Source organism: Streptomyces sp. KL109B (assembly GCF_030766935.1).
Taxonomy (GTDB): Bacteria; Actinomycetota; Actinomycetes; order Streptomycetales; family Streptomycetaceae; genus Streptomyces.
In genome coordinates this window covers 118,278-143,111 of the sequence record NZ_JASERL010000012.1, presented here as the reverse complement: position 1 = coordinate 143,111, position 24,834 = coordinate 118,278, and the positions used below count along the sequence as shown (strand labels likewise).

The 24,834-nt window shown below is 71.5% G+C and carries 26 protein-coding genes; 10 read left to right on the top strand and 16 right to left on the bottom strand.

Annotated elements, in window-relative coordinates:
* Positions 1 to 27: 27 nt before the first annotated feature.
* From RBJ65_RS32755 to RBJ65_RS32740, 4 genes are read left to right on the top strand one after another with little or no spacing between them, the layout of a single operon-like run.
* Positions 28 to 801, top strand: coding sequence for a (Fe-S)-binding protein (locus RBJ65_RS32755; protein WP_306320286.1), 774 nt, complete (start codon positions 28 to 30; stop codon positions 799 to 801).
* Positions 798 to 2,276: a LutB/LldF family L-lactate oxidation iron-sulfur protein gene (locus RBJ65_RS32750; RefSeq protein ID WP_306320287.1), complete on the top strand. Its 1,479-nt coding sequence runs from the start codon at positions 798 to 800 to the stop codon at positions 2,274 to 2,276. The genes RBJ65_RS32755 and RBJ65_RS32750 overlap by 4 nt, the downstream gene beginning before the upstream one ends.
* Entirely contained in the window at positions 2,273 to 2,920 is a 648-nt protein-coding gene (locus RBJ65_RS32745; protein ID WP_306320288.1) for a lactate utilization protein C, read from the top strand. Before RBJ65_RS32750 ends, RBJ65_RS32745 begins: the two co-directional genes overlap by 4 nt.
* A 23-nt stretch (positions 2,921 to 2,943) precedes the next feature.
* On the top strand, positions 2,944 to 4,107 hold the full coding sequence (locus RBJ65_RS32740) for an ABC transporter ATP-binding protein (RefSeq protein WP_306320289.1): 1,164 nt from the start codon (positions 2,944 to 2,946) through the stop codon (positions 4,105 to 4,107).
* Between the two features lie 23 nt (positions 4,108 to 4,130).
* On the opposite strand, the gene RBJ65_RS32735 is transcribed toward RBJ65_RS32740, so the two are convergent.
* The 4 genes from RBJ65_RS32735 to RBJ65_RS32720 form a co-directional block, all read right to left on the bottom strand.
* Positions 4,131 to 5,303, bottom strand: coding sequence for an FAD-binding oxidoreductase (locus RBJ65_RS32735; RefSeq protein WP_306320290.1), 1,173 nt, complete (start codon positions 5,301 to 5,303; stop codon positions 4,131 to 4,133).
* Positions 5,304 to 5,388: 85 nt separating this feature from the next.
* The gene (locus tag RBJ65_RS32730; protein ID WP_306320291.1) at positions 5,389 to 6,345 is read right to left on the bottom strand and encodes an ABC transporter substrate-binding protein; all 957 of its coding nucleotides are present in this window, start codon (positions 6,343 to 6,345) and stop codon (positions 5,389 to 5,391) included.
* Entirely contained in the window at positions 6,342 to 7,019 is a 678-nt protein-coding gene (locus tag RBJ65_RS32725; protein ID WP_306320292.1) for an ABC transporter permease, read from the bottom strand. Before RBJ65_RS32725 ends, RBJ65_RS32730 begins: the two co-directional genes overlap by 4 nt.
* Positions 7,016 to 7,711, bottom strand: coding sequence for an ABC transporter permease (locus RBJ65_RS32720; protein WP_306332189.1), 696 nt, complete (start codon positions 7,709 to 7,711; stop codon positions 7,016 to 7,018). Before RBJ65_RS32720 ends, RBJ65_RS32725 begins: the two co-directional genes overlap by 4 nt.
* Before the next feature lie 111 nt (positions 7,712 to 7,822).
* Here RBJ65_RS32720 and RBJ65_RS32715 point away from each other — a divergent pair, with 111 nt between their 5' ends.
* Positions 7,823 to 8,788: a pirin family protein gene (locus RBJ65_RS32715; protein WP_306320294.1), complete on the top strand. Its 966-nt coding sequence runs from the start codon at positions 7,823 to 7,825 to the stop codon at positions 8,786 to 8,788.
* Between the two features lie 189 nt (positions 8,789 to 8,977).
* A complete protein-coding gene (locus tag RBJ65_RS32710) occupies positions 8,978 to 9,208 on the top strand; it encodes a hypothetical protein (protein ID WP_306320295.1) in 231 nt (76 codons plus the stop codon).
* 7 nt (positions 9,209 to 9,215) lie between these two features.
* Here the strand turns inward: RBJ65_RS32710 and RBJ65_RS32705 are convergent, their stop codons facing one another.
* Positions 9,216 to 9,590 (bottom strand): hypothetical protein, encoded by a 375-nt coding sequence (locus RBJ65_RS32705; protein ID WP_306320296.1) that lies wholly within the window; start codon positions 9,588 to 9,590, stop codon positions 9,216 to 9,218.
* Between the two features lie 136 nt (positions 9,591 to 9,726).
* Positions 9,727 to 10,344, bottom strand: coding sequence for a TetR/AcrR family transcriptional regulator (locus RBJ65_RS32700; RefSeq protein WP_306320297.1), 618 nt, complete (start codon positions 10,342 to 10,344; stop codon positions 9,727 to 9,729).
* A 202-nt stretch (positions 10,345 to 10,546) separates the two neighbouring features.
* Between RBJ65_RS32700 and RBJ65_RS32695 the strand changes: the two genes are divergently transcribed.
* Entirely contained in the window at positions 10,547 to 11,731 is a 1,185-nt protein-coding gene (locus RBJ65_RS32695) for a CaiB/BaiF CoA-transferase family protein (RefSeq protein ID WP_306320298.1), read from the top strand.
* Positions 11,732 to 11,737: 6 nt separating this feature from the next.
* Here the strand turns inward: RBJ65_RS32695 and RBJ65_RS32690 are convergent, their stop codons facing one another.
* From RBJ65_RS32690 to RBJ65_RS32660, 7 genes are all read right to left on the bottom strand, one after another.
* Positions 11,738 to 12,646, bottom strand: a complete 909-nt coding sequence (locus tag RBJ65_RS32690) for a MaoC family dehydratase N-terminal domain-containing protein (protein ID WP_306320299.1) — start codon at positions 12,644 to 12,646, stop codon at positions 11,738 to 11,740.
* On the bottom strand, positions 12,643 to 13,821 hold the full coding sequence (locus tag RBJ65_RS32685) for an acyl-CoA dehydrogenase family protein (RefSeq protein WP_306320300.1): 1,179 nt from the start codon (positions 13,819 to 13,821) through the stop codon (positions 12,643 to 12,645). The genes RBJ65_RS32690 and RBJ65_RS32685 overlap by 4 nt, the downstream gene beginning before the upstream one ends.
* Positions 13,822 to 13,830: 9 nt before the next feature.
* On the bottom strand, positions 13,831 to 14,973 hold the full coding sequence (locus RBJ65_RS32680; RefSeq protein WP_306320301.1) for an acyl-CoA dehydrogenase family protein: 1,143 nt from the start codon (positions 14,971 to 14,973) through the stop codon (positions 13,831 to 13,833).
* Positions 14,974 to 15,010: 37 nt separating this feature from the next.
* Positions 15,011 to 16,171, bottom strand: a complete 1,161-nt coding sequence (locus RBJ65_RS32675) for a thiolase family protein (protein WP_306320302.1) — start codon at positions 16,169 to 16,171, stop codon at positions 15,011 to 15,013.
* Between the two features lie 52 nt (positions 16,172 to 16,223).
* A complete protein-coding gene (locus RBJ65_RS32670; protein ID WP_306320303.1) occupies positions 16,224 to 16,982 on the bottom strand; it encodes a 3-hydroxyacyl-CoA dehydrogenase in 759 nt (252 codons plus the stop codon).
* 56 nt (positions 16,983 to 17,038) lie between these two features.
* A complete protein-coding gene (locus RBJ65_RS32665; RefSeq protein ID WP_306320304.1) occupies positions 17,039 to 18,196 on the bottom strand; it encodes an acyl-CoA dehydrogenase family protein in 1,158 nt (385 codons plus the stop codon).
* 135 nt (positions 18,197 to 18,331) lie between these two features.
* Complete coding sequence (locus RBJ65_RS32660; RefSeq protein WP_306320305.1) at positions 18,332 to 19,294, bottom strand: acyl-CoA thioesterase II; 963 nt, start codon at positions 19,292 to 19,294, stop codon at positions 18,332 to 18,334.
* A gap of 421 nt (positions 19,295 to 19,715) precedes the next feature.
* Between RBJ65_RS32660 and RBJ65_RS32655 the strand changes: the two genes are divergently transcribed.
* Both RBJ65_RS32655 and RBJ65_RS32650 read left to right on the top strand, forming a co-directional pair.
* Positions 19,716 to 20,111 carry an RNHCP domain-containing protein gene (locus RBJ65_RS32655; protein ID WP_306320306.1) on the top strand — a complete coding sequence of 132 codons (396 nt, stop codon included), beginning with the start codon at positions 19,716 to 19,718 and terminating at the stop codon, positions 20,109 to 20,111.
* On the top strand, positions 20,111 to 20,545 hold the full coding sequence (locus RBJ65_RS32650) for an RNHCP domain-containing protein (RefSeq protein WP_306320307.1): 435 nt from the start codon (positions 20,111 to 20,113) through the stop codon (positions 20,543 to 20,545). Before RBJ65_RS32655 ends, RBJ65_RS32650 begins: the two co-directional genes overlap by 1 nt.
* 65 nt (positions 20,546 to 20,610) lie before the next feature.
* Here RBJ65_RS32650 and RBJ65_RS32645 read toward each other — a convergent pair whose 3' ends face one another.
* The 3 genes from RBJ65_RS32645 to RBJ65_RS32635 form a co-directional block, all read right to left on the bottom strand.
* Positions 20,611 to 21,867 (bottom strand): MFS transporter, encoded by a 1,257-nt coding sequence (locus tag RBJ65_RS32645; RefSeq protein WP_306320308.1) that lies wholly within the window; start codon positions 21,865 to 21,867, stop codon positions 20,611 to 20,613.
* Complete coding sequence (locus RBJ65_RS32640) at positions 21,864 to 23,024, bottom strand: PLP-dependent cysteine synthase family protein (RefSeq protein ID WP_372341313.1); 1,161 nt, start codon at positions 23,022 to 23,024, stop codon at positions 21,864 to 21,866. The genes RBJ65_RS32645 and RBJ65_RS32640 overlap by 4 nt, the downstream gene beginning before the upstream one ends.
* 128 nt (positions 23,025 to 23,152) lie before the next feature.
* Positions 23,153 to 23,596, bottom strand: a complete 444-nt coding sequence (locus tag RBJ65_RS32635; RefSeq protein ID WP_306320309.1) for a hypothetical protein — start codon at positions 23,594 to 23,596, stop codon at positions 23,153 to 23,155.
* A 224-nt stretch (positions 23,597 to 23,820) separates the two neighbouring features.
* On the opposite strand from RBJ65_RS32635, the gene RBJ65_RS32630 reads away from it, so the two are divergent.
* Entirely contained in the window at positions 23,821 to 24,795 is a 975-nt protein-coding gene (locus RBJ65_RS32630) for a threonine/serine dehydratase (protein ID WP_372341314.1), read from the top strand.
* Positions 24,796 to 24,834 lie beyond the last annotated feature (39 nt).

Below are 24,834 nucleotides of genomic sequence, written 5' to 3'. Positions count from 1 at the left end.
GATGATCGACAAGCCGAAGGGGCCCCGATGCGTGTCGCACTCTTCCTGACCTGTGTCAACGACACGCTCTACCCGGACACGGGCCGCGCCGTCGTGAAGCTCCTGAACCGGCTGGGCGTGGAGGTCGACTTCCCGGCGGCGCAGACCTGCTGCGGCCAGCCGCACTACAACACCGGTTACCGCCGCGAGGCCGAGCCGCTGGCCACCCACTACGCCGACACCTTCGGACCCGGTCTCGCCGCGGGTGATTACGACGCAATCATCACGCCGTCCGGATCCTGCGCGGCGATGGTCCGCGAGCTGTACCCGCGGATGGGCGAGCGGGCGCGCGCGGAGGGGCGTGGCACCGCGCTCGCCACCACCCTCGCGCCGGTCGTTCCCAAGACGTACGAACTCACCGAGTTCCTCGTCGACGTACTGAAGGTCACCGACGTCGGCGCGTACTACCCGCACAAAGTGACCTACCACCCCACCTGCCACGGCCTGCGCTCCCTCGGTCTCGGCGACCGCCCCACCCAACTCCTCAGCAAGGTCAAGGGACTTGAGCTCGCCGAGCTGCCGGGTGCGGCCGAGTGCTGCGGCTTCGGCGGCACCTTCGCCGTCAAGAACGCGGACGTGTCGTCGGCCATGGGCGCCGACAAGGTGCGCAACGCCGAGTCGACCGGCGCGGACGTGCTGTGCGCCGCCGACAACTCCTGCCTGATGCACATCGGCGGCACCATGACCCGCCTGAACGTCGGCATGCGCCCCGTCCACATCGCCGAGATCCTGGCCGGCACCGAAGAGGAGCCCCTGTCATGAGCGGCACATTCGTCGGGATGCCGGCCTTCCCGAAGGCCGCGCACGACGCCGTACGCGACACCACCCTGCGCGCCAACCTGAAGCACGCCACGCACACCATCCGCGACAAGCGCGCACGCGCGGTCTCGGAGCTGGACGACTGGGCGCGGCTGCGCCAGGCCGGCAAAGAGATCAAGGACCACACCCTCCACCACCTGGAGCACTACCTCCTGAAGCTGGAGGAGTCCGTCACGGCCGCCGGCGGCACCGTGCACTGGGCGCGGGACGCCGACGAGGCCAACCGGATCGTGACCGGGCTCGTCCGGGAGACCGGCGAGTCGGAGGTCGTCAAGGTCAAGTCGATGGCCACCCAGGAGATCGGCCTCAACGAGCACCTGGAGGCCGAGGGCATCAATGCCTACGAGACCGACCTCGCCGAGCTGATCGTCCAGCTCGGCCACGACAGGCCCTCGCACATCCTCGTCCCCGCCATCCACCGCAACCGCGGCGAGATCCGCGACATCTTCGAGAAGGAGATGGGGAGTTGGGGCCGTCCGGCCCCGGAGAACCTCACCGACACACCCGCCGAGCTCGCCGAGGCGGCGCGCCTGCACCTGCGCGAGAAGTTCCTGCGCGCTAAGATCGGCATCTCCGGCGCCAACTTCATGGTCGCCGAGACCGGCACCCTCGTCGTCGTCGAGTCCGAGGGCAACGGCCGCATGTGTCTCACGCTCCCCGAGACACTCATCTCCGTCGTCGGCATCGAGAAGATCGTGCCGACCTGGCAGGACCTGGAGGTCTTCCTCCAGACGCTCCCCCGCTCCTCCACGGCCGAGCGCATGAACCCGTACACCTCCACCTGGACGGGCACCACCGACTCCGACGGGCCGCACACCTTCCACCTCGTCCTCATCGACAACGGCCGCACCGACACCCTCGCCGACGAGGTCGGCCGCCAGGCGCTGCGCTGCATCCGCTGCTCGGCCTGCCTCAATGTCTGCCCCGTGTACGAGCGCGCGGGCGGCCACGCGTACGGCTCGGTCTATCCGGGCCCGATCGGCGCCATCCTCAGCCCCCAACTCCGGGGCACCCAGAGCGAGATCGACGCCTCGCTGCCGTACGCCTCGTCGCTGTGCGGCGCCTGCTACGAGGTGTGTCCCGTCGCCATCGACATCCCCGAGGTGCTGGTGCATCTGCGCGAGCGGGTCGTCGCGGGCGGCCCGGCCACGCGCAACGGCAACAAGGTCATGCTCCGCCCCGCCAAGGGCCACGCCGCCGAACGCGCCGCGATGCGCGCCGCCACCTGGGCCTTCACCCACCCGGCCGCCCTCGCCACAGGACAACGCCTGGCCTCCCGCACCCGCCGCTTCCACCCGCGTACGGTGCCGGGCCCCGGCAAGGCGTGGACGGCGACCCGCGACCTGCCGAAGGTGCCCGCGGAACCGTTCCGCGACTGGTGGAAGCGTACGAACGGCGGAAAGGACACCGCGAAGTGAGCAGCAGGGACGTGATCCTCGGCCGGGTGCGGCGCGCGCTCGGCGGGCCGGTCGGGGCCCCGACCTCGTACGGCACGGACATCGACCGGGGCTATCTGCGCGAGCACGGGAACCGTACGACGGAGCAGACGGTCGAGCTCCTCGCCGAGAACCTCGCCGACTACCGGGCGATCGTGCACCGCGCCACCGCCGACGAGCTGCCCGCCACCATCGCCCGGCTGCTCGCCGAGCACGGCTCGCGGACCGTGGCCGTGCCGCAGGAGCTGCCGCGCGAGTGGCTTGCCGGGGCGGACCCCACACAGGTCCACGACCGCGCCGCGAACACCCCCGCCGAACTCGACGCCGTCGACAGCGTCGTCACCGCCTGCGCGGTGGCCATCGCCGAGACCGGGACGATCGTCCTCGACGGCTCCGGCGACCAGGGCCGCCGCCGCATCACCCTCGTCCCCGACCACCACATCTGCGTCGTACGCGTCCAAGACCAGGTCGTGTCGTCCGTCCCGCAGGCCCTCGAACGGCTCGACCCGGCCCGCCCGCTCACCTGGATCTCGGGCCCGTCCGCGACCAGCGACATCGAACTCGACCGGGTCGAGGGCGTGCACGGACCGCGCACCCTTGAGGTCGTCCTGGTGAGCGGCGGCTGAGGGGCGCGGCTAGCGTTGGTGACATGATCCGGTTCGACCATGTCACCAAGCGGTACGCGGACGGCACGACGGCGGTGGACGACCTCTCGTTCGAGGTGAACGAGGGCGAACTGGTCACGCTCGTCGGCCCTTCCGGCTGCGGCAAGACCACCACGATGATGATGGTGAACCGGCTGATCGAGCCGACGTCGGGTCACATCCACGTCGAGGGCGAGGACATCGCGGACGTCGACCCGGTCCAGCTGCGCCGCCGCATCGGCTACGTCATCCAGCAGGTCGGCCTCTTCCCGCACCGCACGATCCTCGACAACACGGCGACCGTGCCCGCCCTCATCGGCTGGAAGAAGGCGAAGGCACGGGCGCGCGCCACCGAGCTGCTCGATCTGGTGGGCCTGGACCCGAAGACGTACGGCAACCGCTATCCCGAGCAGCTCTCCGGCGGCCAGCGCCAACGCGTCGGGGTCGCCCGTGCGCTCGCCGCCGATCCGCCGGTCCTCCTCATGGACGAGCCGTTCGGTGCGGTGGACCCGGTGGTGCGTGAGCAGTTGCAGGACGAGTTCCTGAAGATGCAGGCGGCCGTCCGCAAGACGGTCCTGCTGGTCACGCACGACATCGAGGAGGCGGTGCGGCTCGGCGACCGCATCGCGGTGTACGGGCAGGGACGCATCGAGCAGTACGACACGCCGGGCGCGGTGCTCGGTTCGCCCGCGACGCCGTACGTCGCCGAGTTCGTCGGCGCCGACCGGGGCCTGAAGCGGCTTTCGGTCACGGAGATCGAGCCGGACGACCTGGAGCAGCCGTCGGTGGCCCGCTTCGCCGAGCCGCCCGCGCGGGCCGCCGCCCGGATGCGTGAGGAGGGGGCGCGCTGGGCGGTGGTGCTCGACGAGGGCGGTGACCTGCACGGTTGGATCGGGGTCGACGAGGCGTCGCTGGCCGGTCCGGACGGCACGGTGGGCGAGCTCGCGCACCGGATGAACGCGTGGGTACCGGTCGGCGCCCCGCTTAAGCAGGCGTTCGGGGTGATGCTCCAGCACGACGCGGGCTGGGTCGCGGTCCTCGACGGCGCCCGTTTCCTCGGCGTCCTGACCCCGGCGAAGCTGCACGAGGCACTGCGGCGCTCGGTGGACGCGGACGCGCAGGGTGTGGGGCGGGACGAGGTGGAGTTCGACTCGGTGGCGGACGCGTAGGCCCAGGGGACAGCCACGTAACCCTAAACTTTAGGTTGAGGGTTTGATCCGCGGTGGTTCATCGCGCGCAGGTTCTCGTCCTGTACGTCGCCGTCGGCCACGGCCCGTCCGGGCCGGTACGCGCCCAGTTCCTCGGCCTGTCTGCCGCTCGTGAGTTCCCGCGCGGCGAGCCGGCCGAGGACCGGGGCGAGGGTCACCGCGCTGTGCGAGACGAGGTGGTACAGGCCGGGCGCCGTGGCCGCCTCTCCGACCAGTGGCAGTCCGTCCAGCGGCACGGGTCGTACGCCGATGCGCGCGTCGGCGATCCGGCTCGCGCCCAGGCCCGGCACGACGGTGCTCGCGCGCCGGTGCAGCTCCGCCGCGAGGCCGTCGTGGCCCGCGCCGTTGAGCCGCGCGTCGACCTCCCAGGACAGGGCGAGCACGCCGCCGTCAGCCGTGGGCCGCAGGTCGATGCCGGGCGCGGAGAGGATCGCGGTGAGCGGCCCTTCGGCCGGGGGTCCGGTCTCCGCGACGAGCCCGGGGACGTGCCGCAGCGGCAGCCGCTGCCCGGCGAGCGCGGCGATCTGGTCGGCGGCGGGCCCCGCGCAGTTCACGACGGCGTCGGCGCCCCAGCTCCGGTCCCCGGCCTCCACCCCGACGATCCCCGTGCCGTCAGCGGCGCGCCGTAGCCCGGTGACGCGGGTGCCGTAGTGCGTTTCGGCGCCGTGCCGCCGGACCGCCGCGTCCAGCAGGGCGTGCACGAGGCGCGGCGCGTCGAACCAGGCGGTGGCGTCGTGCACGACGATCTCGCCGACGGCGCAGGCGGCCGGGTCGACGGCGGGCGCGAGCTCGCGCAGTACGGAGGCCGGGGCGGTGCGGCAGTCGTGGCCCCACTCCCGTACGCGATCGGCCCGTTCGCGCAGCGAGCGCTGCGCTTCGTCGCTGTCGGCCCACTGCACGAGCGGCGCCGGGTGCCGCCAGTCGGGACCGTCGAGTTCGTCGGCGAGGGCGCGGTGGCCGTCCGAGCCCTGGCGGTTGAGCCGGTAGTAGGTGTGCGGGGTCTTGAGGTGGGTGACGTCGGCGGCGAAGGTGGCTCCGGAGGTCCCGGAGGCGGGCCCCGCCTCCTCCAGGACGACGACTTCGACGCCCGCGCGGGCGAGGTGGTAGGCGACGCAGGCGCCCAGGACGCCCGCTCCGACGACGACGGCTCGATTCATACGGCTTCCTGTACGTGTCGCGGATGTGTGCCGCTGCTGCGGTTGGTCAGCCCCCGATTTCCCGCCGAACCGCAGCACACACCTCTCAACCGCCCTGCCGCAACAGTCCCTTGTCCTCCAGGTATGCCCGCGCGACGTCCTCGGGCAGCCGGCGCCAGCTGTCGACCTGCTGGTTCAGGGCGGCGAGATCCTGGGTGGTGAGTACGGAGTTGAGCGCGCCGAGCGCCTTCGCGACCTTGTCGTTGCCGGCCCGGGAGCGGTTGACGACGGGCACGATGTAGTCGGCGTTCTGCAGCTTCTTGTCGTCGTCGAGGAGCACGAGCCCGAAGTCGCCGAGGGTGGCGTCGGTGGTCGTGGTGAGCACCATCTGGTCCTGCCCGTTCTTGACGGCGTTCTTGGCCTGCGTGGTGCCTACGCCCTTGGGGTCGATCCCGGTCACGTCGATGCCGTAGACCTTCTCCAACCCGGGCTGGCAGTACGGCCGCTGTACGCACTCGTCCCCGGCGGCCACCCGCACCTTGAGCCCGGAGTCCCCGAGGTCGCTGAGCGTCTTGAGGTGATGCTTCTTCGCGTACGCCTCGGTGACCGCGAACGCGTTCTGGTCGACGGCCTTCCCGGCGTCGAGGACATCGAGCCCGCGCGGCGCGGCGAGCGAACGGAGATGCTTCATGGTCTCGTCGAGATCGGGCGACCCGACTGGCTTCGCGTCGGCGCCATTGGCCTTGGCGTTGAGCCAGTCGGCGAAGGTGGCCGCGTACTCGGGCACGACGTCGATCTGCCCGGACTCCAGGGCGGGTTCGTACAGTTCACGGTTGCCGACGGACAGCAGCTCGGTCCCGTACCCGGCCTGCTTCAGCAGCAGCGCGTACATATTGGCGAGCAGATCGCTCTCGGTGAACCCGGCGGACCCGATGACGAGATGCTTGCTGTCGCCGGGCGACGAGGTCACCTCCCCCCGATTCTCGAGCGAGGGCCCACCCCCACACCCACCGACCAACAACAGAACCCCCACCACCACAGCAACCCACTTCCCTTTCCTCATCCGGCCCTCCTCCCCCGCACCCACCCGGGTCCGAACCGCTCGACGATCTCGAACGCCGCCTCGACGACGAGCGCGAACCCGGCCACGAGCACGGCCCCCGCGACCACCTGCGGCGTACTGGCGAGATTGAACCCGGCGGTGATGATCCGCCCAAGGCCACCCCCACCCGCGATGGCGGCGATCGTGGCGGTCGCCACCAACTGCACCGCCGCGATCCGCACCCCGTTCAGAATCATCGGCAACGCGAGCGGCACCTCCACCTTCACCAGCATCTGCCGCCCGGTCATCCCCATCCCCCGGGCCGCCTGCACGACGCCCCGGTCGACGCCGCGCATCCCGACGTACGCGTTGGTGAGCAGCGGCGGCACCGCGAACAGCACCAGAGCGACCACCGTCGGCCCCTCGCTGAACTGCCCCAGCGGCGTGAGCAGCAACAGCACCAGGACGGCGAAGGTGGGCACGGCCCGCCCCACGTTGGCGACATTGACGGCGAGCGCCCCGCCCTTCCCGAGGTGCCCGAGCACGAGCGCGACGGGCAGGGCGATGAGGCAACTGATGACGAGGCAGATGAGGGTCAGGCTCACGTGCTGGGCGAGCCGGTGCCAAACGCCGTTGTCCCCGGCCCAGTTGGCGGAGTCGGCGAGCCAGTTCCAGGAGTCGGACAGCAGATTCACGCGCGCCCCGCTCTCGTCCAGGGAGTGAGCGCCCGCCCGATTCCCAGCAACAGAACATCGGCGACGAGCGCGATCACGACACACAGCACGGAGGCGCTGAGCACCTGGGCCCTGAAGTTCGTATTCATCCCGGCATAGATCAAATTCCCGAGGCCCCCGTACCCGACGATGGCTCCGACGGTCACCAGCGAGACGGCGGACACGGTGGCGATGCGCAGCCCGGCGAGCGCGGCGGGCAGCGCGAGCGGCAGTTCGACGGTGAGCAGCAGCCTGATCGGCCCGTACCCCATGCCGCGCGCGGCCTGCCGGGTGTCCTCGGGTACGGAGCGCAGCCCGGCGAGGATGTTCCGTACGAGGAGGGTGAGCGAGTAGAGGACGAGCCCGGCGACGACGAGCGTCGCGGAGAGCCCGTAGACCGGCAGCAGCAGCGAGAACATCGCGAGCGACGGAATCGTGTAGAGCACGGTCGTCAGCGCGAGCACGGGCCCGGCGGCCCACCCCCACCTGCGCGCCATGACCGCCAGCGGCACGGCGATGACGACCGCGATGGCGACGGCGACGACGGTGATCTCCAGGTGCTGCACGGTGGCGTCGAGCAGAATGTGCCGACGCGTGCTCAGATACTCGCCGCAGATCCAGTCGTTGCGGGCGAGACAGTCGTCGGGCGGCGCGGTGCCGGGCCCACCGTTCACGAGGCGCACCCGACCATTCCAGTGGCTCGGCCGCGGCTCGGCGCGCCGGGTGACCCGTACGGGCGTCGCGGCGCTGCCGGGAGTCCGAGGACAGGGTCTAGGTTGTCCGTCATGAGCAACCTTGACCGCGAGGCGGTGCCGTCGGTGTGCGGTGGGCGTGGATTCGTCGTGGCGGAGCCGGTCCGCGAACTCCTCAGCCCACGCCGCGTCCAGCTGGGCGAGTCCACGGAGGTCCGTCGTCTGCTGCCCAACCTGGGACGCCGCATGGTCGGCGCCTGGGCCTTCGTCGACCACTACGGCCCGGACGACATCGCGGACGAGCCCGGCATGCAGGTGCCGCCGCACCCGCACATGGGGCTGCAGACGGTGAGCTGGCTGCACGAGGGCGAGGTCCTGCACCGTGACAGCACGGGCAGCCTGCAGACGATCCGCCCCCGCGAGCTCGGCCTCATGACCTCAGGCCGTGCCATCTCCCACTCGGAGGAGAGTCCGCGCTCCCACGCCCGCTACCTCCACGGCGCCCAACTCTGGGTCGCCCTCCCCGACACCCACCGCCACGTCGACCCGCACTTCGAACACCACGGCTCCCTGCCGACGGTGACGTCCCCCGGCCTGACCGCCACCGTCATCCTCGGCTCCCTCGACGGCACGGCCTCCCCCGGCACGACCTACACCCCCATCGTCGGCGCGGACCTGTCCCTGGTTCACGGCACGGAGACCCGCCTCCCCCTGAACCCCGACTTCGAATACGCGGTCCTCGCCATGTCCGGCGACTCCCACGTCGACAACGTCCCCCTCCTCCCCGGCTCCATGCTCTACCTCGGCTGCGGCCGCACCGAACTCCCGCTGCGCGCGGAGTCCGACGCGGGGTTGATGCTGCTCGGCGGGGAGCCGTTCGAGGAGGAGTTGGTGATGTGGTGGAACTACATCGGCCGCAACCAGGACGAGATCACGCAGGCGCGGGAGGACTGGATGACGGGGTCGCGGTTCGGGGACGTGAAGGGGTACGACGGGGAGCGGTTGGATGCTCCTGAGCTGCCGCCCGTGCCGCTGAAACCGCGGGGTCGGGTGCGTTGAGCCGCACTTCTGCCGTCTGTTTCGGGCAGAGCCGAGTGAACGATGAAACCGCCTCGCCACTCACCGGTCTCCACGATTGCGCATGGCGCACCTGACGCTTGACGTGGACGCAGGTGGATCGAGTGGGCTTGCCGACGGTGTACGGGGTACCCGACGATCCGACATCGGTGCGAGTTCCGAGGTGAAACGGTGAGGACGACAGCAGGATCGTCCGGGTGGACGCGGCACCGGGACCTGGAAGCCATCCGTCGGGAGGCCCGGATCGCCGTGCAGCGCTCCTCGGAGATGAGGAAGCGGGCCCAGGTGATGCGTGACCGTGCCCGGCAGATGAGCGACAGAAACGTCACGTCGCTGGATCTCGTCCGCCTGCGTGCCGACGAGGGAGGCCAGGAGCGGACGGCGGAAGTGCGCTCCCAGTAGCCACGCGTCACCCCGACTCGCCCGTCAGCCGCAGGCCGGAGTGGACTATCCGGTTCGCGACGTCGCTCGTGGTCGTGCCGTCGCGGAAGGCCCGGGCCTTGATGAGGACCAAGGCGTCCGGGACGCTGCATCTGTGGTCCTTCTGTGTGTGCTTACTGATCACCGTCGCCTCCTTCGGTCTCCTCTTCCCGGCCTTGAGCGCCGTGGGCCAGAGCCGCGGCCGGGCGGCCCCGGGCACGATGTCGGCGCTGCTCGGCGTAGCCCAGTTCTCCTTCGGCGCCGCGGCCTCGCCTCTCATCGGCCTCTTGGGCACGCGCAGCACGACCCCCATGGCGGTGGTGATGAGCGCCTTCCTGGCGTTGACGACAGTGGGGGCGATCATCTGCCGACGCCAGGGCAGGACAACCGCCAGCAGCACCGTGCAGGTCAACTGACCGTGAGGAGCGGTCTCGCCGGGGGGTCCTCGGAGCCCGGAGAGCCCGTGAACCCACGCGGCCCCCGCCCGGCCGGTCCTGGCGTCAGGCGTTCCCCCGGGCCGGGCGGCGCACCGAGCGTGGCCGGTATTCCACCACCGTGAGCGCCAACGACACGTATCGCGCGACGAGTTCGTCCGGTGTCACCTCGCCGTCGGGGCGGTACCACTGGGCGATGGCGTTGCACATGGCGATGACGGCGCGGCGGGCGTCGTCCGGGTGGGGGGTGAGGAAGACGCCTTCGGTGACGCCGCGTTCGATGACCTCGCGGAACTGTTGGGTGCCGCGTTCCTCGTTCTTGCGGTAGCGGGCGAGGTGTTCGGGCTCCAGGCTGCGGCCCTCGGTGAGCACGATGCTGCTCTTGACCGGGTGCTCGATGCGGAACCGGACCGTCGCCGTGACGAGGGCCTCCAACTGCTCCGCGGGGTCGTCGCCGGCCTCTTCGAGGGCGGTGCCGCAGGTGCCGAAGTAGGCGTCGAGGCCCTCGTCGAGGATGGCGACGAGGAGTTCCTGCTTGCCCTTGTAGTAGTAGTACAGCGCGGACAGGCTGACCCCGGCGCGCTTGGCGATGTCGCGGATCGAGGTGGCCCCGTAGCCCTGCTCGGAGAACTCCTCGCGGGCGGCCTCGATGATGGCCTTGTGACCTGCGGGTCGAGTGGACACGTTGCTCCGATCCGGGCTGGCGACGGCTCAGTTCGCCCCGCAACTGAACATTCGTACAACGGGCGACGATCCTCGCCATGTTATCGCCCGCCCCGTCCCGCCAATCGGAGGCGTGATACACCCAGGTACTTGTGAGGTACACCGCGCGTGATGAACGTTCGCTCAATTCCGCTCGCCCAACCCCGCACCCCCTGGAGTCCGCATGCCCCGCCTCCCCCTCGAAGGCATCACCGTCGTCAGCCTGGAACAGGCCGTCGCCGCCCCCTTCGCGACCCGCCAACTCGCCGACCTCGGAGCCCGAGTCATCAAGGTCGAACGGCCGGGCCCCGGCGACTTCGCGCGCGGCTACGACGAGTCGGTGCACGGCCAGTCCAGCTATTTCGTCTGGCTCAACCGCTCCAAGGAATCCCTCACCCTCGACATCAAGTCCCCGGGCGGGCGTGAGGTGTTGGAGCGGCTGCTCGCCGACGCCGACGTGCTCGTGCAGAACCTGGCGCCCGGCGCCGCCCACCGCCTCGGACTCGGCGCCGCCGAACTCGCCGACCGACACCCGTCGTTGATCACCTGCGGCATCTCCGGCTACGGCACCACAGGCCCCTGGGCCGACCGCAAGGCGTACGACCTGCTCGTACAGTGCGAGACCGGCGTCGTGTCGCTGACCGGCTCGCCCGAGGAGCCCGCGAAGGTCGGCATCTCCATCGCCGACATCGCGGCCGGCATGTACGCGTACTCGGGCATCCTGACCGCGCTGTACGAGCGGCGGACGACGGGCGTGGCGCGCCCCGTGGAGGTGTCGTTGTTCGAGGCGCTGGCGGAGTGGATGGGCTCCCCCGCGTACTACACCGCGTACTCGGGGAACCAGCCGAAGCGCGTCGGCGCGCAGCACGCGACGATCGCGCCCTACGGCCCGTACGACGCCGCCGACGGCACGACGGTGCTGCTCGCCATCCAGAACGACCGCGAATGGGCCGCGTTCTGCGCCGTGTTCCTCGGCGACGCGCCGCTCGCCACCGACGAGCGCTTCCACAAGGGTTCCTCGCGTGTGGCCCGCCGCGACGAGCTCAACGCCATCGTCGCCGCCCGCTTCCGCGAACTGACGGCGGCCGAGGCGGTCGCGCTGCTCGACGAGGCGAAGGTCGCCAACGCGCGCCTCAACTCGGTCGCCGAGTTCTGGGACCACCCCGTCCTCGCGGGCCGCGACCGCTGGCGCGACGTGGGCACCCCCGGCGGCCCGGTCAAGGCCCTCCTTCCGCCCGCGACGCCCGGCGGCCTCACCCCGCGCATGGACCCCGTACCGGCCGTCGGCGAACACACCGACTCCGTCCTGCGCAGCCTCGGTTACGACGCCGACGCCATCTCCGCACTGCGCGCGGGCGGCGTGCTGTGAACGGCCTCAGGCGAAGGTGGCCTCGCCCGTGATGCCGGGTGCCACGCCCGGGAGCCCCGCGTTCAGCGCGACGCGCTCGTCCCCTTCGGGTGCGCCCCGCACCGCGAACTCCCGGGGCGCGAACAACGGCGCCTTCGCCCGGAAGGAGAACGCGGCGACCTGGCGCTCGGGCGCGTACCGGCGCGGCAGTTCGAGCAGCGACAGGGCCAGCAGCGGCCCGTGCACGACGAGGTCGGGATAGCCCTCGACGTCGCGCGCGTAGTCGCGGTCGTAGTGGATGCGGTGGGCGTTGTACGTCAGCGCGCTGAACCGGAAGAGGAGCGACGGGTCGGGGCGCAGGGTGAACGACCAGCGGGTGGTGGGCTGTTGGGGCGGCTGCTCAGGGGTGGTGGCGGCGGCTTGCTCGGACAGCTTGGGGGCGCCCGCCACGACACCACCCGGCCGCTTGTAGACGATGTCCTGCTCCTCGACTGTGCGGACCTCGCCCTCCACGGCGTACGCATGACGGACCGTCACCAGGAGCAGCGGCCCCGAGCCACCCTCCCGTACGCGGACGGACACCACCTCCGAGCGGCGCGTCACCAAGTCGCCCACCCGCAGCGGCGCGCGGAAGGTGTAGCGCCCGCCGCCGAACATGCGTCGGCGCTCGGGCAGCGGTGGCAGGAACAGGCCGTCGCGCGGGTGGCCGTCCTCGCCGAGTTCCGCCTGGGCGGGCCGGTCGAGGAGGTACAGCCAGTGCCAGAGCGGGGGCAGGGCGTCGCCCACGCCGCCGACCACCGGCTCCTGGTCGAACAGGCCCGACAGCGCCCGGGCGGGCGCGACGGTGAGGAACTCCGTCGTCTCGACCGGTTCGGGGCGCCACTCGGCCTCGATACGGGCGAACGCGTCCGCGTGACCCATCCCCGACGCGGTCATCGGCGGCCTCCGTCGTCGACTCGATGGCGGGCGATGTGCTGCTTGGCGATGACATTGCGCTGGATCTCGTTGGTGCCCTCGCCGACGATCATCAGTGGGGCGTCGCGGAAGTAGCGTTCGACGTCGAACTCGGTGGAGTAGCCGTAACCGCCGTGCACGCGGACCGCGTTGAGCGCGATCTCCATGCACACCTCGGACGCGTTGAGCTTCGCCATGCCGGCCTCCATGTCGGCCCGCTCCCCCGCGTCGACGCGCGCGGCGGCGTCGAGGGTGAGCAGCCGGGCGGCGCGCAGCTTGGTGGCTCCGTCGGCGAGGTAGTTGCCGATGGACTGGTGCCGCCAGATGGGCTGCCCGAAGGTGTGTCGCTCCTGGGCGTAGCGGGTGGCGTCGTTCAGGGCGGCCTGGGCGACGCCGAGGGCGCGGGAGGCGACCTGGATGCGGCCGATCTCCAGGCCGCGCATCATCTGCGCGAAGCCGGCCCCGGCGGCCCCGCCGAGCACGGCGCTCTCCGGCACCGTCACGTCGTCGAAGATCAGCTCGCAGCTCTCGACGCCCTTGTAGCCGAGCTTGGGCAGGTCCTTGGAGACGACGTACCCGGCGTCCTTCTCCACGAGCAGGATGGAGAAGCCCTTGCCCTCCTTCGGCTCGGTGCGGCACAGCAGCGCGATGAGCCCGGCGCGGCGCGAGTTGGTGATCCATGTCTTCGAGCCGTTGATGGTCCAACTGCCGTCCGCGCGGACCGCCTTGGTGTGCATGGCCTGGAGGTCGGAGCCGCCGCCTGGCTCGGTGAGCGCCATGGTGGCGCGCAGCTCGCCGGTGGCCATGCGCGGCAGGTACGCGGCCTGTTGCTCGGGCGTGCCGAAGGCGCGGATGAGGTACGTGACGACGGAGTGGCCGCCCATCGCGCCGGACAAGGACATCCAGCCGCGCGCCAACTCCTGTGCCACGAGGGCGAAGCAGGCGGTGGACACGTCGACGCCGCCGTGTTCGGCGGGCGCGAGCAGCCCGAACACGCCGAGTCTTTTCATCTGCTCGATGAGCTTCTCGGGGTAGGCGTTGGCGTGCTCCAACTCCCGTACGGCGGACAGGACTTCGTTGTCGACGAAGTCGGCGACGACCTCGACGACGGCGCGTTCGTCGTCGCTCAGGCGCGCGATGAGCGGGATCTCGGTCATGGCCATCGGCTACCTCACACCCTTCAGGAGGGCACGGCCGATGATCGTCTTCTGGATCTCGCTCGTACCCTCGTAGATGCGGAACAGGCGGGCGTCGCGGAAGCAGCGCTCGACGACGGTGCCGCGCATGTAGCCCATGCCGCCGTGGATCTGCACGGCGAGATCGGCGGCCTTGGACACCATCTCCGAGCAGTACAGCTTGGCGGCCGATGGCCGGATCTTGCGGTCCTCCCCCGAGTCGTACTTCTCCGCGGCGTCCAGGACCATCGCACGGCCGGCGAGCACCCCGGTCTGGATCTCCGCCAACATCGCCTGGACGAGCTGGAATTCGCCGATGGGCCGGCCGCCCTGCCTGCTGGACGCGGCGTACGAGACGGACTCGTCCAGGATCCGCTCGGCCATCCCGACGCACAGCGCCGCGATGTGCACGCGCCCGCGCACCAGGGACTTCATGGCGGCGCCGAAGCCGGCGCCCTCCTCCTCGCCGACGAGCGCGGACCGCGGCACCCGTACGTCGTCGAAGAACACCTCGGCCGTCCAGGCGCCCGCCTGCCCGGTCTTGCGGTCCTTGGGCCCGACGGCGACACCGGCCGACCCCGCCTCGACGAGGAAGACGGAGATGCCCTTCGTGCCGTACGGCTCCTCGCCGGTGCGCGCGAAGACGACGAACAGGTCGGCGAGCGGCGCGTTCGTGATGAACCGCTTGGAGCCGTTCAGTACGTACCCGTCGCCGTCCCGGACCGCCCGCGTGGTGAGCCCCGACGGGTCGGAGCCCGCCTCGGCCTCGGTCAGCGCGAACGAGGCGACGGCGCCCTCGGCGAGCCGGGGCAGCCAGGCGCTCCGCTGCTCCCGCGTACCGGCGTTGACGAGGACCTGGCCCGCTATCCCGTTGTTCGTGCCGAACATGGAACGGAACGCGGGCGTGGTCCAGCCGAACTCGAACGCCAGCCGCACATCCTCGGTCAGCGACGCCCCGAGTCCGCCGTACTCCTCGGGCAGCGTGTACCCGAACAGGCCCATGTCCGCCGCCTTGCGCCGGAGGCCCTCCGGTATCGCGTCGGTCTCCTCGATCTCGTCCTCGCGGGGAACGACGTCCTCTCGTACGAGACGGCGCACCGCGTCCCGTACGGCATTGAAGTCGGCGGCTTCCATGGTGTGAGCTCCAGGTTCTTACGCTGCGAGGGCGGGGTCAGAGCCTTTCGAGGATCGTGGCGTTGGCCATGCCGCCGCCCTCGCACATGGCCTGCAGTCCGTAGCGGATCCCGTTGTCCTTCATGTGGTGCACGAGCGTCGTCATCAGGCGGGCGCCGGAACCGCCCAGCGGGTGACCGAGGGCGATGGCGCCGCCGTTGGGGTTGAGGCGCTCGTAGTCGGCGCCGGTCTGCCGCTGCCAGCCGAGCGAGACGGACGCGAACGCCTCGTTGATCTCGTACGTGCCGATCTCGTCGAGGGCGATGCCCGACCGCTCAAGTGCCTTGGCGGTGGCGGGGATCGGGCCCTTGAGCATGGTGATCGGGTCGACGCCGGTGACGACGCCGGTGTGGAAGCGCGCGAGCGGCGTCCAGCCGTTGCGCCGCGCGATCTCCGAGGTCGTCACGAGCAGCGCGGCGGCGCCGTCGGAGATCTGCGAGGCGTTGCCCGCCGAGATGACACCGTTCTCCTTGAACGGGGTCTTCAGGCCGCCGAGCGCCTCGACGCCGCTGCCGCGGCGCACGCCCTCGTCGGTGTCGAAGACGGTGCCGTCCGGGAGGGTCACCGCGGTGATCTGCTCCTTGAAACGGCCCTCGTCGATGGCGCGGGCGGCCCGCTCGTGCGAGTCGACGGCGTGCCGGTCGAGCTCGGCGCGCGTCAGGCCGAACTCCTCGGCGATCATCTCGGCGCCGATGCCCTGGTTGAACCGGAAGTGGTCGTAGCGCTCGCCGACCAGCGGCCCGAACGGCTCGCCGACCTGGCCGCCCGCCCGCGTGGACCCCATCGGGACCCGGGACATGGACTCGACGCCGCCCGCGACGGCGATGTCGTACTGCCCCGCTATGACACCCGCCGCGGCCTGGTGCACGGCCTGCTGGGACGAGCCGCACTGCCGGTCGATGGTCAGGCCCGGCACGGACTCCGGCCACCCGGCGGCGAGCACCGCGTACCGGCCGACGCCGCCCGCCTGCTCGCCGACCTGGGAGACACAGCCCCAGACGACGTCGTCGACGGTGCCCGGGTCGAGGCCGTTGCGCTCGGCCAGCGACCTCAGGACGTGGGCGGAGAGGTCCACCGGGTGGATGCCCGAGAGGGCGCCGCCCTGCTTGCCCTTGCCGACGGGGGTGCGTACGGCGTCGACGATCACTGCGTCACGCATGCTGAACTCCTTGGATACGTCGGTGGGTTGAGCCCGATCACTGCGCCGATGGCTACTTCGGGGCCATGCGGATCGCGCCGTCGAGGCGGATCGTCTCGCCGTTCAGCATGGGGTTCGTGACGATCGACTCGGCGAGCCGCGCGTACTCGGCGGGCTGTCCGAGGCGCGCCGGGTGCGGCACCTGGGCGCCGAGCGAGTCCTTGGCCTCCTGCGGGAGGCGGCCGAGCAGCGGCGTCTCGAAGAGGCCGGGCGCGATGGTCATCACGCGGATGTTCGCGCGCGCCAGGTCGCGGGCGATCGGCAGGGTCATGCCGACGATGCCGCCCTTCGACGCCGAGTACGCGCACTGGCCGATCTGCCCGTCGAACGCCGCTACGGAGGCGGTGTTGACGATGACGCCGCGGTCGCCGTCGAGAGGCTCGCTGCCGCTCATGGCCTGGGCGGCGAGCCGGATCACATTGAAGGTGCCGATCAGATTGACCTCGACGACCTTGCGGAACGCGTCCAGGTCGTAGGGGCCCTCCTTGCCGACGGTACGGCCCGCGCCGCCGATGCCCGCGCAGTTGACGGTGATGCGCAGCGGGGCGAGCGCGGTGGCGGCGCCGATCGCGGCGGTGACATCGGCCTCACTGGTGACGTCACCGGCGACGAAGGTGGCGCCGATCTCCTTGGCGGCGTTCTCGCCGTCGGAGCTGGGCAGGTCGAAGATGACGACGCGGGCGCCGGAGGCGGCGAGGCGCTCGGCGGTGGCGCGGCCGAGGCCGGAGGCGCCGCCGGTGACGAGGGCGGAGGAGGTGGCGTCGATCTGCATGTCGGTTCCCTTCTGTGGATCCTGGCTTCTGTACAGGGGGAGTTCGGCCGGAAGACTCAAAGGCCGAGCGACTTGGCGATGATGGTCTTCATGACCTCGCTGGTGCCCCCGTAGATCCGCGAGACACGCGTGTCGGCGTAGAGGCGGGCGATCGGGTACTCGGTGACGTAGCCGTAACCACCGTGCAGCTGAAGGCACTTGTCGATGACGCGGCCGGCGACCTCGGTGCAGAACAGCTTCGCCTTCGCGGCGTCGGCGACCGACAGCTCGCCCTCGTCGTGCAGTTCGAGCGCCCGGTCGGCCATCAGCCGCGCGGCCTCGACCTCGGTGGCGCACTCGGCGAGCACGAACTTGGTGTTCTGGAAGTGGGCGACCGGCTTGCCGAAGACGGTGCGCTCCTTCACGTAGTCGGTGGCGAAGCGCAGCGCGGCCGCGGCGGTCGCGGCGCCGCCGATGGCGATGGTCAGCCGCTCCTGCGCGAGGTTGTGCGACAGGTACGAGAAGCCCTTGCCCGCCTCGCCGAGCAGATTCTCCACCGGCACCTTGACGTCCACGAAGGCGAGTTCGGCGGTGTCCGAGGCCTTGAGCCCGATCTTCCGCAGCTTGCGGCCGACGGAGAAGCCCTCGCTCGCCGACTCCACGCACAGGATGGACAGTCCGGCGCGGCGGTCCTCCGGATCGAAGGCGGCGGTGCGGGCGACGACCAGGACGAGATCGGCGAGCGCGCCGCCCGTGATGAACGTCTTGGCGCCGTTGAGGACGTAGTGCGTGCCGTCGGCGGACAGTTCGGCCTTCGTCTGGATGTTGGCAAGGTCGGATCCGGTGCCCGGCTCGGTCATCGCGATGGCGGTCATGAGGTCGCCGGTGGCGAAGCCGGGCAGCCAGCGCTCCTTCTGCTCCCGCGTCGCGTACGTGATGAGGTACGGCAGGATCAGGTTCGAGTGCACCGAGTAGTTGCCGAAGGAGACGCCCGCGCGGGTGGTCTCCTCGGCGGCGACGGCCGCGAACTTGAAGCTGGCCTCGCCGGCCCCGCCGAACTCCTCCGGCACCTGGATCCCCAGAACGCCCAACTCGCCGAGCCTGCGGTAGAAGTCGCGCGGCGGATGCCCCTGCTCCTCCCACTCGTGGTGGACGGGAACGACCTCGTTGGCGATGAAGTCCCGAAGCGTCCGACGGAACGCCTCGTGGTCCTCGTTGAACACCGTACGGCGCACGGCGACTCCTTCGAGTGGGTGACGGTGCGTGGTGCCATTGATGTACCTGTGCCGCAGACTCCCGCGTCGAACGATCGTTAAGTTATGTCTGTACGGCGAACCCTGTCCAGAACCCGCGAACCGGGGTGATCTGCTTCACGCCGAGTGGCGGAAGTGCAGCAGCGCCTCCTGCGTCACCGAGGCGACGAGTTCGCCGTCCCGGCTCCAGAACTCGCCGTACGCCAGGGTGCGTCCGTCGCCCGCCATCCGGCTGCGGCACTCGTACAGCAGCCACTCGTCCGGGGCGGCGGGCCGGTGGAACCACATCGCGTGGTCGAGGGAGGCGAGGACGACGCCCTTCGGCCGGGGTTCGCCGTAGGGGACGAGGGCGGTCGGGGCGAGCGGGGCGTCGGACATGTAGGCGAGGACGCAGGCGCGCAGGCCCGGGTCGTCGGGGAGCGCGCCGACGGTGCGCATCCACGCCTGACGTGTGACCTCCCCGGTGACGGACGCGGCGGCGGGTCGCGGCACCTCCCGGTACTCCACGGACGTACGGAGCGGATGATCCGCCGGCCGGTACGCCCAGCCGCTGGCGAGCCCTTCCGGCCCCGGCACGTCCGGCATGCCGGGGCCGCGCCAACTGCCGCCCCGCTGCGGCACCTTGAAGGAGACGCTCATGGTGAGCGCCTCCTTGCCGTCCTGCTCCGCGGTGATCTGCCGCACGGAGTAGCTGCGGCCGTCGCGGACCGTCTCGGGTATGTAGCGCACCGGCCGCTCCGGGGACAGCGGGCGCAGGAAGTAGGCGTGCAGCGAGTGCACGACCCGGCCGTCGTCGGCGACGGAGCGGTGGGCGGCGGCGAGAGTCTGGGCGAGGGCGGCGCCGCCGTAACCGCGGCCGGCGGCGCGCCCGGAGTGGCAGTGCCCCTCGAAGATTCCAGGGGTGTCCGTCTCGGCCACGGAGACGTTCTCGCCCTTGCCGAGCGGGCCGAACGCGACCTGCGGGCCCGGTTCACCCGCCCGACCCGGTTCACCCGCCCGCCCCGGCTCGCCCTCCCGCCCCGTACCGCCCGCACACCGCTCGCCCACCGCCGTCGGTTCGCCGACCACGATCCCGCTCACCCGCCCATCACACCTAGGGTTCGAAGGGCCCGCAGGCAGCCGGGCCCGGCCACCATCATTACGGCCACGGTCACGATGCCCGCACCTGCCCCCTCGAACGCCTCCCTCACCTCCCTCACCGCCGTCACCGCCGTCACCGCCTACGTGGTGTGCCCGGTGGCGGAATTAATTGGGTCGCGTACGCGGCGCGGGCCTGCCTAGGCTGGCTCCGCTGCTTCCGCACCGGCGCTCCTTGCCCGTGCGGCCGAACGACCGGGCCCTGTGGCCCACCGAGAGGGTGTACTTGATGACCCGGACCGCGCCGAGTGCGCCTCGCCCCGCCGTGCCGTGCGCACACCGCGGGTAGCCGACCGATTCAGCCGTCGAGGCCACTCGGCCTGCTCTTGCTGTCGATGACCAACTCCCCAGCAAGGAGCACCCGGTGTCCGAGCACACCCCAAGCCCCAGCAACACCCCCAGCCCCAATCCCAGCCCCACCCTCAAGGTCAGCACCTTCGTCTGCGCCTGGTGCGGCCTTACCGTGACCAGCACCGACCCGGACGGGCGGACCCGTAACCACTGCCCTTCGTGTCTGCACTCGCGGCATGTCCTGGACCACGTCCACGGCGGCCGTACCGAGTGCCACGGCCGGATGTCGCCGATCGCCATCGCCGTGCTCAGGACCGGCGACTGGATGATCGTCCACCGCTGCGTTCGGTGCGACGAGCTCACCTCGAACCCGGTGAGCCCCGATGACAACCAGTTGGTCCTGATGCGGATGGCGGTGCGGCCGCTGGCCCAACCACCGTTCCCTCTCGAAGCGTTCGGGACACTGTGATGCCGCGCCGCAACAGGACATCCGACCGGTACGACTCCGGGCGGCGGCGTCAGCGGGACAAGGACGTGCTCCACGACCAGCGGGACGGACACCGCGCCCGGGACTTCCGGTGTGTGGGCTGCCGTCTTGAGGTGTCACTGGACGCGCCGGGCAGCGGCCATCGCAACCACTGCCCGAACTGCCTGGCCAGCCTGCACGTGGACGCCCGGATACCCGGTGACCGGGCGTCGCCGTGCCGCGGGCGGATGACCGCGCTGACGGTGTCCGCGCGCCCGGACGGCGAATGGCTGATCGTCCACGAGTGCCTCTCGTGCGGCGAGCTCTCCACGAACCGTGTGGCCGGTGACGACAACGTACTGGTGCTCATGCGGCTCGCGGTGCGGCCGCTGCGGAACACGGGGCAGGCGGCGCATCGGACGCTGCTGATGCTGTGACGGACGGCCTGCCGGTACGAGGCTCCCTTGTACCGGCAGGCCGTGTCTCGCGCCCCGTGTTCCGGTCAGGCCGCCGTCACCGTCAAGTCCCCTTCACGCGGCACCGGTCGCAGCCGTCCCGACCGGTGCAGCCACGCCACCGCCGCCCCGCACAGCAGCCCCGTCGCCGCCAGACACACCCACGGAAGCCACGCGACACCCGTGTCGAAGAGGGCCCCGACGGCCAGGTTGCCGAGGGAGATCGCGATGCCGGACGCGGTGTTGTACGCGCCGTAGTACGTGGCGACGAGGCGGTCACCCGACAGGCGCACCACGGTGTCCATCTCGAAGGGGTAGAGCAGCGCCCCGCCCCACGCGAGAAGCGCCGCGCACGCGGTCAACGCCAGGACGCCGAGCACCGGTCCTTCGGCGCGGGGCAGCAGCGGCAGGAAGGCGACGCCCATCAGCGCGAGCCCGTAGGCGATGGCGCGCGGCCCGGACATCGTCCGCTTCGCCCACGCGGTGAGCCGCAGCTGCCCCGACAGCGCGGCCAGCGCCGACACGGCGAAGACGGCTCCGGTCACCAACCCCGTACGGTCACCGAAGAGTTCACGGGCACGCAGGGGCAGCGCCAGATAGACCTGGAAGGCGAGGACGTACGAGCCGGTCATCGCGGCGGCGAACAGCAGGAACGGCCGGTTCGCCGCGACGGTCCGCCAGTCCCGTGCGACGGCACGCCACGCGGGTTCCGCCGTACGGTTCTTCGGCGCGCGGGCCGGGAGCGCTCGCCACTGCTGTACGGTCAGGCCGCCGAAGACGACCGCCGCTGCCGCGCACACCGCCGTGAAGTCCCAGGCCAGCAGGGCGAGTCCGACGAGCGGGCCGACGAGGATGCCGGCCTGGTAGAAGACGTTGAAGGTGGCGAACGCCGCCACCCTTCGCTCCTCCCCCGCGTCGGCGGCCAGGTACGCCCGCACCGCAGGGTTGAACAACGCCCCGGCGAGCCCGGTCGCCGCGGATGCCGCGATCAGCGCGGGCAGCGAGTCGACGAGTCCGAGCAGCGCGAACGCGACCGTGCGCAGCACACACCCGGCGAGGATCATCGGCTTGCAGCCGTAGCGGTCGGCGAGTGTGCCGCCGATGAGGAACATGCCCTGCTGGGACAGATTGCGGACGCCGAGCACCAGACCGACGGTCCACGCGGCGAGCCCGAGGCCGTGCGCGAGGTGGTCTGCGAGGTAGGGCATCAGCATGTAGAAGCCGAGGTTGATGGCGAACTGATTCACCATCAGGAGGCGTGCGGGCCGGTTGAAGGACGTGAACTGGGCGCGGAAGCTGCTCATCGGACGACGTCCTTCGCGGCGGGGGTGTGCTGTGGGGTGGCCCGGCTCTTCTCGGTGGGGCGGCCGAGGGGGTCGCGGATCTTGTCGCAGCGGGTCCAGGAGGTGATCTCGTACGCGTCGGGCTCGGCGATCTCGTCCGGCTCGGTGGGTGGTTGGTGGCCCAGGAGTCCGTGCCCGGCGCACCAGTCGTCGTTGTAGACGGTCTCCAGGTAGCGGTGCGGGCCGTCGGGGAAGATCGCGGCCACGCGGGTGCCCGGCGGGTGCACCCGTGCCGCCCAGCCCGCGACGAGCGCGACCGCGCCGACGCTCCAGCCGCCCGACGCGTAGTGCGCGCAGGCGAGTTGGCGTCCCGCCCACACCGCTTCATGCGGGGCGACCCAGTGGACCTGGTCGAACGCGGCGTAGTCGACGTTCGTGGGGTGGATGCTGGAGCCGAGGCCGCGCATCAGGCGGGGCCCGGCGGGCTGCCCGAAGATCGCGGATCCGGTCGCGTCGACGCCGATGAGCGCCATCCCGGGGAACGTCTCGCGCAGCACACGCGCGGTGCCCGCGGAGTGGCCGCCGGTGCCGACGGCCGCCACCAGTACGTCCACGCGGCCGAGTTGGGCGATCAGCTCGGTGGCGAGGGGCGCGTACGCGGCTACGTTGTCGGGGTTGTGGTACTGGTCCGGGCAGTACGCTCCCGGGGTGCGGGCCATGAGCACGGCGACGGCCTCCCGGCGGGCCTGCTGCCAGCCACCCTCGGGGTGCGGTTCGCGGACCTGTTGGACGCTCGCGCCGTACGCGGCGAGCAGGCGGACCATCGCCGGTTCCATGCCGGGGTCGGAGACGACGGTCACCGGGTGGCCGTAGGTGAGTCCGGCGAGGGCGAGGCCGAGGCCGAGGGTGCCGCTGGAGGATTCGACGACGGGGGCGCCGGGGGCGAGTTCGCCGCGGCGGCGCGCCTCACGGACCATGTGCAGGCCCGGCCGGTCCTTGATGCCGCCGGGGTTGGCGCCCTCCAGCTTGGCGTGGAAGCCGCGCCCTGCCGGGGCGAACGGCTCGTCGATCCACAACACGGGCGTGTTGCCCACGAGTTGGGCGGGGCGGCGGGCGGAGAAGGGGGCCGGGGCGAGCGCTCCGGCCGGGCCCCGCAGGGACAGTTCCATGAAGTCCATGAAGGTACGGCTCCTTGACGCCCGGCGCGCGTGACGGCGCGAGGCGGTGGGTCGATCCTGGCGTGATGACACGTGGGCACGCGGACGCGGACGCGGGTGCGCGCTGTCGGCGTGCGGGATCGGATCGGCTATTGGCGCCAGACGCAGAGGAGCAGGTGGGCGGCCCCGCCGGAGGATGGGCGGGGCGGCCGGTCGGGCGGATGACCGTCCGGGACGCCCGGGCCGTGGGTGGTGGTGGCGAGGGCGAGCGGAGTGAGCGGAGGCGCGTCGGGGCCGGACAGGGACGGACCGGTGGGCCCCGACGCGCGGGGCCGGTCGGCGAGGTGCTCGACGTGCCCGTCTCCGGCGGAGTGGTGGTGCGCGGGCCCCGGGGCGGCGGCCTGCCCCGGCGACTGCGCCGCCCCGTGGTGGCCGCAGGCCGTGACCGTGACATCGAGGTGACCGCCGGCCGGGGTGGAGGCGTGCACGGTACCGGCGAGGTGCGCGATGACGACCACGACGAACCCGATCACGGACACCAGCCGACCCCACCGCCCGGAGGGGGTGGCAGGGCCGATACGGGATCCGATCACCCGCACACCGTAATCGATCGGTCACGGGTCGTCATGTTCGACACAGGGAGCGCGAGTTGACGCGGCGGGCCGGGGAGTCGCCGGGGAGTCGCCACGCGTACGCGGACTCAGCACGGGGGTTCGGCGGCGGTCGGCCGAAACGGGGTGGCGGGCCGCGCGGATCATGGGATAGAGACCGTGAGGTGCGGTCCGCGCGTCGCGGATCGCGCTGTGCGGATCGTGTGATGGAGGCGGATGTGTTGATAACTGTCGCGGACGTGGAGGCGCAGGCCGAGCGGATCTCCGGGCATGTCGTGCGGACCCCGACGGTGCCGAGCCCCGGGCTCTCCGCGCTGCTGGGTGTGCCGACCACGCTGAAACTGGAACTGCTGCAGCACACGGGCTCGTTCAAGGTGCGCGGCGCGACGGCGAAGCTGCTCGCGCTCGACGCGTCCGAGCGGGCGGCCGGTGTCGTCACGGTCAGCGGGGGCAACCACGGCATCGCCCTCGCCACGATGGCCGGTCTGCTGGACATCAAGGCGACCGTGGTGATGCCGCGCTCCGCGCCCGCGGCCGCGCGGAGCACCGCCGAGGCCGCCGGGGCGAGCGTGCACATCACCGACACCGTGGAGGAGGCGTTCGCCCTCGCCGGCGAACTCCGGGCCGCGGGACACACCTTGGTGCACCCCTTCGACGACCCGGTCGTGGTCGCGGCGCAGGGCACGGTGGGCCTGGAGTTCGCGCGGGACGCAGGGGAACTCACCGACGTGCTCGTCAGCATCGGGGGCGGCGGCCTGGTGTCCGGTGTCGCCACCGCGCTGCGGGGGCTGCGGCCAGGGGTCCGCGTCTGGGGTGTGGAGACCGAGGGCGCCCGGTGCATGACCGAGGCGCTGGCCGCAGGGGGCCCGGTTCCGGTCGAGGTGTCGTCGATCGTCTCGACGCTCGCCCCGCCGTCCGTGTCCCCACTCACGTACGAACATGTCTCCGCCCTGGTCACCGAGGTCCTCACGGTGACGGACGCCGAGGCCGTCCGGGGCACCCTCGACCTGGCCCAGCACGCGAAGCTCTGGACCGAGCCCGCCGCGGGCTGCCTGCTGCCCGCGGCCCGCCTCGTACGGGAGCGCGTCGGCGCCGACGCCGAGTTGGGCCTGGTGGTGTGCGGCGGCAACGCGAGCGTGCCGGACGTGGTGACCTGGGCCAAGGACCTCGGCGTGTACTGAATGGCCGTGCCGGAGACGGTGCGGCTGGGGAGGCGGGCG

What these genes read in the sequence shown, in the direction of transcription:
- RBJ65_RS32755 (WP_306320286.1), top strand. Translation starts at nt 28, where the DNA reads ATGCGTGTCGCACTCTTCCTGACCTGTGTCAACGACACGCTCTACCCG.
- RBJ65_RS32750 (WP_306320287.1), top strand. Translation starts at nt 798, where the DNA reads ATGAGCGGCACATTCGTCGGGATGCCGGCCTTCCCGAAGGCCGCGCAC.
- RBJ65_RS32740 (WP_306320289.1), top strand. Translation starts at nt 2,944, where the DNA reads ATGATCCGGTTCGACCATGTCACCAAGCGGTACGCGGACGGCACGACG.
- RBJ65_RS32735 (WP_306320290.1), bottom strand. Translation starts at nt 5,303, where the DNA reads ATGAATCGAGCCGTCGTCGTCGGAGCGGGCGTCCTGGGCGCCTGCGTC.
- RBJ65_RS32730 (WP_306320291.1), bottom strand. Translation starts at nt 6,345, where the DNA reads ATGAGGAAAGGGAAGTGGGTTGCTGTGGTGGTGGGGGTTCTGTTGTTG.
- RBJ65_RS32715 (WP_306320294.1), top strand. Translation starts at nt 7,823, where the DNA reads ATGAGCAACCTTGACCGCGAGGCGGTGCCGTCGGTGTGCGGTGGGCGT.
- RBJ65_RS32705 (WP_306320296.1), bottom strand. Translation starts at nt 9,590, where the DNA reads ATGATCGCCCCCACTGTCGTCAACGCCAGGAAGGCGCTCATCACCACC.
- RBJ65_RS32695 (WP_306320298.1), top strand. Translation starts at nt 10,547, where the DNA reads ATGCCCCGCCTCCCCCTCGAAGGCATCACCGTCGTCAGCCTGGAACAG.
- RBJ65_RS32690 (WP_306320299.1), bottom strand. Translation starts at nt 12,646, where the DNA reads ATGACCGCGTCGGGGATGGGTCACGCGGACGCGTTCGCCCGTATCGAG.
- RBJ65_RS32685 (WP_306320300.1), bottom strand. Translation starts at nt 13,821, where the DNA reads ATGACCGAGATCCCGCTCATCGCGCGCCTGAGCGACGACGAACGCGCC.
- RBJ65_RS32680 (WP_306320301.1), bottom strand. Translation starts at nt 14,973, where the DNA reads ATGGAAGCCGCCGACTTCAATGCCGTACGGGACGCGGTGCGCCGTCTC.
- RBJ65_RS32675 (WP_306320302.1), bottom strand. Translation starts at nt 16,171, where the DNA reads ATGCGTGACGCAGTGATCGTCGACGCCGTACGCACCCCCGTCGGCAAG.
- RBJ65_RS32670 (WP_306320303.1), bottom strand. Translation starts at nt 16,982, where the DNA reads ATGCAGATCGACGCCACCTCCTCCGCCCTCGTCACCGGCGGCGCCTCC.
- RBJ65_RS32650 (WP_306320307.1), top strand. Translation starts at nt 20,111, where the DNA reads ATGCCGCGCCGCAACAGGACATCCGACCGGTACGACTCCGGGCGGCGG.
- RBJ65_RS32645 (WP_306320308.1), bottom strand. Translation starts at nt 21,867, where the DNA reads ATGAGCAGCTTCCGCGCCCAGTTCACGTCCTTCAACCGGCCCGCACGC.
- RBJ65_RS32640 (WP_372341313.1), bottom strand. Translation starts at nt 23,024, where the DNA reads ATGGACTTCATGGAACTGTCCCTGCGGGGCCCGGCCGGAGCGCTCGCC.
- RBJ65_RS32630 (WP_372341314.1), top strand. Translation starts at nt 23,821, where the DNA reads ATGGAGGCGGATGTGTTGATAACTGTCGCGGACGTGGAGGCGCAGGCC.